Source organism: Streptomyces sp. NPDC007157 (genome assembly GCF_040634235.1).
Classification (GTDB): domain Bacteria; phylum Actinomycetota; class Actinomycetes; order Streptomycetales; family Streptomycetaceae; genus Streptomyces.
This window is the reverse complement of the sequence record NZ_JBEYFE010000063.1, coordinates 1-5,426: the sequence shown is the minus strand read 5'-3', so window position 1 is coordinate 5,426 and position 5,426 is coordinate 1. Positions and strand designations below refer to the sequence as shown.

Sequence of the window (5,426 nt, the reverse complement as noted above, 5' to 3'; positions counted from 1 at the left end):
GGTCGCGGAGAAGTTCGGTGGTGACTCGGTGCCCGAGACCCGTCGCAACGTCCGCTCGTACCTCGAGAACCTGGCCATCCGGTGACCGGCGCACCGATGGTGGTGCTGGTCGGACCGATGGGCGTGGGCAAGTCCACGGTCGGGGAGCTGCTCGCCGGGCGGCTCGGCGTCGGCTACCGGGACACCGACGAGGACATCGTCGCCGCCGAGGGCCGCGCCATCGCCGACATCTTCGTGGCCGAGGGCGAGGCGGTCTTCAGGGAGATGGAGAAGCGGGCGGTCCAGGTGGCGCTGTCCGAGCACGAGGGTGTCCTCGCGCTCGGCGGCGGCGCGGTCCTCGACGCGGACACGCGGGCGCTGCTCGCCGGCCGGCGGGTGGTCTACCTCTCCATGGACGTCGAGGAGGCGGTCAAGCGCACCGGCCTGAACGTGGCCCGGCCACTGCTCGCCATCAACCCCCGCAAGCAGTGGCGGGAGCTGATGGAGGCACGCCGGCATCTGTACGAGGAGGTCGCCTCGGCCGTCGTCGCGACCGACGGGCGTACGCCCGAAGAGGTCACCCAAGCAGCGCTGGACGCACTGGAGTTGAAGGAAGCATGAGCGAGGCAGTCACCCGGATCCAGGTCGGCGGCACGGCGGGCACCGAGCCGTACGAGGTCCTGGTGGGCCGTCAACTGCTCGGCGAGCTGGGCGGGTTGATCGGTGACAGGGTCAAGCGGGTCGCGGTGATCCATCCCGAGGCGCTCGCCGAGACCGGTGACGCGCTCCGCGCCGACCTGGCCGGGCAGGGCTACGAGGCCGTCGCCATCCAGGTGCCCAACGCGGAGGAGGCCAAGACCGCCGAGGTCGCCGCCTACTGCTGGAAGGCGCTCGGCCAGTCCGGGTTCACCCGCTCCGACGTCGTCGTCGGCGTGGGCGGCGGATCGACGACGGACCTGGCCGGTTTCGTGGCCGCCACCTGGCTGCGCGGGGTCCGCTGGATCGCCGTCCCGACCACGGTCCTCGCCATGGTCGACGCGGCGGTCGGCGGCAAGACCGGCATCAACACCGCCGAGGGCAAGAACCTGGTCGGCGCCTTCCACCCGCCGGCGGGTGTGCTGTGCGACCTGGCCGCGCTGGACTCCCTCCCGGTCAACGACTACGTGTCCGGGCTCGCCGAGGTCATCAAGGCCGGTTTCATCGCCGACCCGGCGATCCTGGAGCTCATCGAGTCCGACCCCGAGGCCGCGCGCACCCCGGCCGGCCCGCACACGGCCGAGCTGATCGAGCGCTCCATCCGGGTCAAGGCCGAGGTCGTCTCCTCCGACCTCAGGGAGTCGGGCCTGCGGGAGATCCTCAACTACGGCCACACGCTCGGCCATGCCATCGAGAAGAACGAGCGCTACAAGTGGCGGCACGGTGCCGCGGTCGCCGTCGGCATGCACTTCGCCGCCGAACTCGGCCGGCTGGCCGGACGCCTGGACGACGCGACAGCCGACCGCCACCGGGCGATCCTCGAATCGGTGGGCCTGCCGCTGCACTACCGCTACGACCAGTGGCCCAAGCTGGTCGAGACGATGAAGGTCGACAAGAAGTCCCGCGGCGACCTGCTGCGCTTCATCGTCCTCGACGGCCTCGCCAAGCCCACCGTCCTGGAGGGTCCGGACCCGGCCGTGCTGCTGGCCGCCTACGGCGAGGTCGGGCAGTAAGTCCGCAGCTGTTCCTTCCGCCCGATTCGCCTCGTGGCTCGGGCACTTCGTACCGCCCCCGGCCGTTTCACCAAACGACGACCGGGGGCGGTACCGTTCGGTAACGAGCGCAGCCGCACATGACGAGACGGAGTGGCACCGGATGCAGCACGCAGTGGGATCTCCGCTGCCGCCGCCCCATCAGCCGGGGCAGGGACCGACCGGCTGGCCGCCGGCCGCACACCACCCGGGAGCGCCGCAGGGCCCCGCGCCCGTGCCGCCGCCACCGGCCGCGCCCCCACAGCCCTCGGTTCCGCCGCCACCCCTGCCCTCGGCCCCGCCGCCCCCCGACACCACGGGCCATGTCCCGCTGCCGCCGGGCGCCCCGGTGGGCATCCCCACCGCGCCCCCGGCCGCGACCACCGCGCCCGACCCGACCACCACCACCCTGGCCGTCCTGCTCATCGGCCCGGCGGGCGCGGGCAAGACCAGCGTGGCCAAGTACTGGGCCGACCACCGCAGGGTCCCCACGGCCCACATCAGCCTCGACGACGTCCGCGAATGGGTGCGCTCCGGTTTCGCCGACCCTCAGTCCGGCTGGAACGACAACTCCGAGGCCCAGTACCGCCTGGCCCGCCGCACCTGCGGCTTCGCCGCGCGCAACTTCCTGGCCAACGGCATCTCGTGCATCCTCGACGACGCGGTCTTCCCGGACCGCCCGGTCGTCGGTCTCGGCGGCTGGAAGCGCCACGTCGGCCCCGGCCTCCTCCCGGTCGTCCTCCTCCCCGGCCTCGACATCGTCCTGGAGCGCAACGCCGAACGCACGGGCAACCGCCGCCTCACCGACGAGGAGGTGGCCCGCATCCACGGCCGCATGGCGGGCTGGTACGGCTCGGGCCTCCCGATCATCGACAACTCCCAGTTGGACGTACCGAGCACGGCCCGTGTACTGGACGAGGTCCTGGCACGGGCGATAGCGAGCCCCCCGAGCTGGTAGCCGGAGCGCCGCATCGATCTGCGGCTCCGCCGGGTGGACGCGAACGCCCACCGGTCCGCAGCCGAAGGACGACCGGTCACTTGAGGGGCCCGGGGCGCCGCATCGATCTACGGCTCCACCGGATGGACGCGAACACCCCACCGGTCCGCAGCCGAAGGACCACCGGTCACTAAAGGGGCGCGGGGAACTGCGCAAAAAAAGTCCCACGGACCCGCACCCCACAACGGCGCCCCGGCACCCCACTCGGCCCTCCTCAACCGGCACAAACCGCCCGCGACTCCTACGCTCGACTCATGTCAGACGTGTACGCGACCCGCCGAACCAGGCTGAGGGAACGATGCAACGCGGCCGGCTGCCAGTCCGCCCTCGTCTCGCGCCCGGCCAACGTGAGATACCTCGCCGGCGCCGCCCCCGCCGGCTCCGTCCTGCTGCTCGGCCGACGCGAGGACCTCCTCGTCAGTCCCGGCCCGCAGGACGACCGCCCCACCGAGGCCCGCCCCGACGACGCCCTTCGGCAGCACCTCCTCGAAGGACCCGGCGGTGACCCCGCCGTGGCCGCCGCCGACCTCGCCGCCGCCCAGGACGCCGACGCCCTCGCCGTCGAGGAGCACCACCTCACGGTGACCCGGCACCGCGCCCTCTCCTCGGTCGCCCCGCGCCTGCGCCTCACCGACCTCGGCAGCGCCGTCGAGCAGCTCCGGGTCGTGAAGGACGAGGAGGAGATCTCGTACCTCCGGATCGGCGCCGAGATCGCCGACCAGGCCCTCGGCGAGCTGCTGGAGTCGATCCTCGTCGGCCGCACCGAACGGCACCTCGCGCTGGAGCTGGAGCGCCGCCTGGTCGACCACGGCGCCGACGGCCCGGCCTTCCCCACCTCCGTGGCGACCGGACCCAACTCGGGCCGCCGCGGTCACCGCCCCACCGACCGGCGGGTCGAGGAGGGCGACTTCCTCTCCGTCTGCCTCGGTGCCACCTACCACGGCTACCGCTGCGAGATCGGCCGGACCTTCGTCATCGGCACCTCTCCCGCCGACTGGCAGATCGAGCTCTACGACCTCGTCTTCGCCGCTCAGCGGGCCGGCCGGGAGGGCCTCGTACCGGGAGCCGCCTACCGCGACGTGGACCGCGCCGCACGCCAGGTGCTGGACTCCGCGGGCTACGCCGAGGGGCTGCAGCCCCTCACGGGACACGGCGTCGGACTCGAAATCGACGAGGACCCGCAGCTCGCCCCGTCGTCCATGGGTAAACTGGACGCTTGCGTGCCGGTCACCGTCGAACCGGGGGTCCACCTCCCGGGCCGGGGCGGTGTCCGGATCGATGACACGCTCGTCGTACGCCCTGAGGCGGACGGCGGACCCGAGCTACTCACCATCACGACCAAGGAGCTGCTCGCGCTGTAGCGCGTGACCCGGGGTCGTACGTCAGTCCAGGAGATTCCGCAACCGTGGCTTCCACGAACGACCTCAAGAACGGCCTGGTGCTCAAGCTCGAAGGCGGCCAGCTCTGGTCCGTCGTCGAGTTCCAGCACGTCAAGCCCGGCAAGGGCCCGGCCTTCGTGCGCACCAAGCTGAAGAACGTGCTGTCCGGCAAGGTGGTCGACAAGACCTTCAACGCCGGCGTCAAGGTCGAGACGGCCAACGTCGACAAGCGCGACATGCAGTTCTCGTACATGGACGGCGACTACTTCGTCTTCATGGACATGGACACGTACGACCAGCTGCACATCGACCGCAAGACCGTCGGTGACGTCGCGAACTTCCTGATCGAGGGCTTCGAGGCCATGGTCGCGCAGAACGAGGGCCAGGTGCTCTACGTCGAGCTGCCGGCCGCCGTCGAGCTGACCATCGCCGAGACCGAGCCGGGCGTCCAGGGCGACCGCTCCACCGGCGGCACCAAGCCCGCCAAGCTGGAGACCGGCTACGAGATCCAGGTCCCGCTCTTCATCACCTCCGGTGAGAAGATCAAGGTCGACACCCGCACCGGCGACTACCTCGGCCGGGTGAACAGCTAACCGTGGCTGCCCGCAACACGGCCCGCAAGCGCGCCTTCCAGATCCTCTTCGAGGGCGACCAGCGCGGGGCCGACGTCCTGACCGTTCTCGCGGACTGGATCAGGCTCTCCCGGGACGACACCCGGCAGCCGCCGGTGAGCGAATACACGATGCAGCTGGTCGAGGGCTACGCCGAGCACGAGCGGCGGATCGACGAGCTGATCGCCCAGTACGCGGTCGGCTGGACGCTCGACCGTATGCCGGTCGTCGACCGCAACATCCTGCGCCTCGGGGCGTACGAGCTGATCTGGGTCGACGAGACGCCGGACGCGGTCGTCCTCGACGAGATGGTGCAGCTGGCGAAGGAGTTCTCGACGGACGAGTCGCCGTCGTTCGTGAACGGACTGCTGGGGCGGCTGAAGGAGCTGAAGCCGTCGCTGCGCCGGGAGGCGTGAGCCGACAGACGCCGGAGGGCCCGCAGCGTGCCTCGCTGCGGGCCCTCCGGCGTCTGTGTGCCCAATGGGGCGGGTGGTGTGCCGCCAGGGCTGCTGCGGGGCGTGTGGGGGCTTGTCGCGCCGTTCCCCGCGCCCCCTGGGGCGCGTGCGCGCCCCAGGGGGCGGGGCGCGTGCGCTCCCCAGCTCACCAGGTGAGGGGCGACGGCGAAAGAAACCGCCGGGGGGGGGGCGGGGCACCGCGGGTGGGCCGCGCCCCCCGGCCGGGGGTTGATGTAGGGGTTGGGGGGGGGGGGGTTGGGAGGGTTGGTGGGGCCGGC

Annotated in this window: 6 protein-coding genes; all 6 read left to right on the top strand. The window is 71.9% G+C overall.

Annotated elements, in window-relative coordinates; genetic code table 11:
- Positions 1 to 96 precede the first annotated feature (96 nt).
- The 6 genes from ABZ642_RS46305 (at position 97) to nusB (ending at position 5,109) form a co-directional block, all read left to right on the top strand.
- Positions 97 to 600 (top strand): shikimate kinase, encoded by a 504-nt coding sequence (locus ABZ642_RS46305; RefSeq protein ID WP_360497758.1) that lies wholly within the window; start codon positions 97 to 99, stop codon positions 598 to 600.
- Positions 597 to 1,688: a 3-dehydroquinate synthase gene (aroB, locus tag ABZ642_RS46300; RefSeq protein ID WP_360497755.1), complete on the top strand. Its 1,092-nt coding sequence runs from the start codon at positions 597 to 599 to the stop codon at positions 1,686 to 1,688. Before ABZ642_RS46305 ends, aroB begins: the two co-directional genes overlap by 4 nt.
- A 142-nt stretch (positions 1,689 to 1,830) precedes the next feature.
- Positions 1,831 to 2,664, top strand: a complete 834-nt coding sequence (locus ABZ642_RS46295; protein WP_360497752.1) for a Pro-rich N-terminal domain-containing protein — start codon at positions 1,831 to 1,833, stop codon at positions 2,662 to 2,664.
- Positions 2,665 to 2,957: 293 nt separating this feature from the next.
- Positions 2,958 to 4,064 (top strand): aminopeptidase P family protein, encoded by a 1,107-nt coding sequence (locus tag ABZ642_RS46290; RefSeq protein WP_360497749.1) that lies wholly within the window; start codon positions 2,958 to 2,960, stop codon positions 4,062 to 4,064.
- 44 nt (positions 4,065 to 4,108) lie between these two features.
- Positions 4,109 to 4,675 (top strand): elongation factor P, encoded by a 567-nt coding sequence (gene efp / locus ABZ642_RS46285; RefSeq protein WP_360497746.1) that lies wholly within the window; start codon positions 4,109 to 4,111, stop codon positions 4,673 to 4,675.
- Positions 4,676 to 4,677: 2 nt separating this feature from the next.
- Positions 4,678 to 5,109 carry a transcription antitermination factor NusB gene (gene nusB / locus ABZ642_RS46280; RefSeq protein WP_360497743.1) on the top strand — a complete coding sequence of 144 codons (432 nt, stop codon included), beginning with the start codon at positions 4,678 to 4,680 and terminating at the stop codon, positions 5,107 to 5,109.
- Positions 5,110 to 5,426: the final 317 nt, after the last annotated feature.